This window comes from Pseudomonas sp., assembly GCF_049645325.1.
Taxonomy (GTDB): Bacteria; Pseudomonadota; Gammaproteobacteria; order Pseudomonadales; family Pseudomonadaceae; genus Aquipseudomonas.
The window spans coordinates 1-3,222 of the sequence record NZ_JBARTQ010000589.1 but is presented as its reverse complement, the minus strand read 5'-3'; the positions used below and the strand labels follow the sequence as shown (position 1 = coordinate 3,222).

General features: G+C 62.5%; 4 protein-coding genes. 2 read left to right on the top strand and 2 right to left on the bottom strand.

Going from position 1 to position 3,222, the window contains the following annotated elements:
- Positions 1–15: 15 nt before the first annotated feature.
- On the bottom strand, positions 16–888 hold the full coding sequence (locus tag WBB95_RS24810; RefSeq protein ID WP_424489970.1) for an undecaprenyl-diphosphate phosphatase: 873 nt from the start codon (positions 886–888) through the stop codon (positions 16–18).
- Between the two features lie 179 nt (positions 889–1,067).
- Here WBB95_RS24810 and WBB95_RS24805 point away from each other — a divergent pair, with 179 nt between their 5' ends.
- Both WBB95_RS24805 and WBB95_RS24800 read left to right on the top strand, forming a co-directional pair.
- Positions 1,068–1,574, top strand: coding sequence for a GNAT family N-acetyltransferase (locus tag WBB95_RS24805; protein ID WP_424489969.1), 507 nt, complete (start codon positions 1,068–1,070; stop codon positions 1,572–1,574).
- An 82-nt stretch (positions 1,575–1,656) separates the two neighbouring features.
- A complete protein-coding gene (locus WBB95_RS24800; protein ID WP_424489968.1) occupies positions 1,657–2,199 on the top strand; it encodes a hypothetical protein in 543 nt (180 codons plus the stop codon).
- On the opposite strand, the gene WBB95_RS24795 is transcribed toward WBB95_RS24800, so the two are convergent.
- Complete coding sequence (locus WBB95_RS24795; RefSeq protein WP_424489967.1) at positions 2,196–3,143, bottom strand: GlxA family transcriptional regulator; 948 nt, start codon at positions 3,141–3,143, stop codon at positions 2,196–2,198. The two genes, WBB95_RS24800 and WBB95_RS24795, sit on opposite strands and share 4 nt — an antisense overlap.
- Between the last annotated feature and the right edge of the window lie 79 nt (positions 3,144–3,222).

The window sequence follows — 3,222 nt, the reverse complement described above, 5'->3', positions numbered from 1 at the left end:
AGCGTGAGCCGCCGCTTAACTCAACAACCCAGTGCTGACCGCCACGATCAGGAAGATCCCCAACAGCGCGCGGTAGATCACGAACGGCCAGGTGGAGAACCGCTCCAGGAACTTCATCAGGCCCCAGATCGCAAAGAACGCCGAGATACTCGCCACCACCAGGCCAAAAATCAGGTGTGGCCACGCGTGGGCGGGCATGTCGGCGTGCAGCAGCATCCACAGCTCTTTCAAACCGGCGAGGGCGATGGCTGGCAGGCCCAGCAGGAACGAGAAACGCGCGGCTTCTTCACGTTTGAAGTTCAGGAACAGGGCGGCGGTCAGTGTGGAACCCGAGCGCGATACACCGGGGATCAACGCGCCAATCTGTGCGATACCAACGATCAGCGCGTCGCGCAGGCGCATTTGGCTGACTTCACGGGTGTGACGGGCGCGTACTTCGGCCAGGGCCAGCAGTATCGCCATCACCACGCAGGAAATGCCGATCACCATCAGGCCGCGCAGCGGCGAGTTGCAGGCGTTCAAGGTCGACGACAGGGCCAGGCCCGCAATGCCGATCGGAATAGTCGCCAGCACAATCGCTACCGCCAGCTTGAACCACCGGTCGTTGTAGTCGCCGCGCCGCACGGCGCTGATGCTGCCGGTGGTGACCTGGCGCACATCGCGCCAGAAATAACTGACCACCGCCGCCAGTGCCGCCAGCTGCATCGCCGCAGAGAACGCCGAGCCCGGGTCTTGCCAGCCGAGCAGGGCGGGCACCACGCGCATGTGGGCGGTGGACGACACCGGCAGCAACTCGGTAATGCCCTGGATCACCCCCAGGATGAAGATCTGCAGGTAATCCAGTGAGGCAAAGCCCACATCCAGGCCGGCGGAACAGACGTTGGTCAAAATAGGTGTCCTTGAGAAAAGGGTGGGAATCGGGAAAGTTTATTCTAAATGTTTCAAGATTTTGGCCGTGCCGGGGCAAATCCGCAATCGGTTCAGCAAACAGAAAGGTTATGCAATGTATTGGCCTGCGCTCGGCTTTTGTGAACAATGGCGCCCTGCGTTTTTTGACCGAGAGCCCCATGCCTGAAACCACCGTTGAACTGATCCAGACCGGCCCTGAAGAAGCCGAGCTGATCCGCAACCTCTACCAGTACTACGCCTATGAATCCTCGGATTGGGAGCAGGAAGACGTCGAAGCGGATGGCCGCTTCTACATCCATGACGAACACCTGGCCCGCTACTGGCAAGACCCGCAGTGGAGCGCCAACCTGCTGCTGGTGGACGGGTACATCGCCGGCTTCCTGCTGATCGAGGGCAGTGAACTGCCGGGCATCGACGCCCTGGAACTGGCCGACCTGTTCATTCTCAAGCGCTACCGCCGCAAGGGTATTGGCCGCGCCATCGCCACCCAGGTGCTGTGCAGCGGCGAGGCCAATTGGCTGGTGCGCTTTTATGACCAGGATGAAGTGTCCCAGGCATTCTGGCGTACGGTGCTGGACAACCTGCCACGCCCGGTGCAGACCCTCGAGCTGGAGGATGAGCCGCAATTGGTCAGTTACCTGATCACGCGGGCATCGTTGCACTGACGGCGCTGTTGAACTTACTGGTGGGCGAGCGGCTCCTAGACTCGTCGGCCGGTCGGGCCTTTGAATTTCACAAGGAAGCGAAATGAACACCTCGTTCCGGGCAAAAGGTGCTGTGTGCGCAACGTTGCTGCTGTCGGTCAGCGGCTGCGGGAATATCTCCAATATCAAATCGTTTTCCACGCCTTACACCGAGCCCGCCAGCGGTGAAGTGGCGCGCGTGCGCGTGATCTCCGACGGCATGGTCCGTGGCGTTCCCGGGCGTGATTGCGTGGACTGGCGCGTGCCCGGCGCCGGGGTCATGGCAGTGGTGCAATCGGGGTTCGCCAGCCGCAACGGCCAAAGCCTCGGCATGCCCGCCAGCGACTTGATGGTGGACGGCGTTGAGTTGGCCCGCACGGAATTGAAAGTGCCGGGCAACCAGCCGTTTGCCGTGAGTTACCAGAACCGCTCCGCGAGCTGCCGAGCGACCTTCAGTTTCACGCCCAAGGCCGGGCAGGACTATGAGTTGATCCTGATCGACAGTGGTCCCTGCGTGGCATCGGTCCAACAGTTGAGCCCCGGCGCGAAAGCCACTCAGCAGGCCGTGCAAAAGGCCTCGCTGTGCAATGCGATGGACGCGATCTAGGCGCGTTGCACGCTGGCATTGAGGGCTTGCTGCATCGCCTGCGGCGGCTGCCCGAAGGCCCTGAGAAACGCTTGGCGCATACGCTCGCGATCGCCGAAGCCGGTTTCGCGGGCCACCACTTCAACCGGGTGACGGCTGGTTTCCATCATCGCCCGGGCCGCTTCCACCCGCAGTGATTCGATGGCCTTGGCCGGCGTTTGCCCGGTCTCTTCGCGAAACACCCGGCTGAACTGGCGCGGGCTGAGCCGGGCGACATCGGCCAGGGCGTCCACCGACAGGTCATGTGTGAGGTTCTCGCGCGCGTAGGCCAGGGCCAGCTGCACGCGGTCGGACTTGGGGTCCAGCTCCAGCAGCGCCGACAATTGTGATTGCTCACTGCCTCGGCGCTGCGCAATCACCAGCTTGCGCGCGATGCGCCGGGCAAGGTCGCTGCCCAAATCGTTTTCAACCATGGCCAGCGCCAAATCCACACCGGCGCTCATGCCGGCGCCGGTCCAGACCTGGCCGTCGACCACAAACAGCTTGTCTTCTTCCAGATGAATGTCCGGGTAGCGCTTGCGAAAGGCCGGTGCGTGAATCCAGTGGGTGGTGGTGCGCTTGCCTTCGAGCAAACCGGCCTCAGCCAGCACGAAAATGCCCATGCACAACGAAGCCACGCGCCGCGACTGGGCGGAGGCGGCCTTGACCAGGTCCAGTAGGTTGGCTTCCGGCAGGCGGAATTCCAGGTAGCCGCTGACGATCAATGTGTCGTAACCCTCGGCGCGGATCGGCGCGGTATTCACCGAAAACCCTTGCGAGGTCATGACCGCGCCGCCGTCCTGCGACACCAGGTGAAACTCATACGCCGGCTCGCCGCGCAGCAGGTTCGCGCACTCGAACACCGAGCCCAGGCTGAGGCTCAGGGATTGGAAGTTCGGGTAAACCATCAGCGCAACGCTGTGCATCGTCATTCTCCAAGGGGCGCAAGAGGGATGGATTGTCGGCGTGTACCGGGTAAACGGCAACTGACTTTGCGCCATGTCC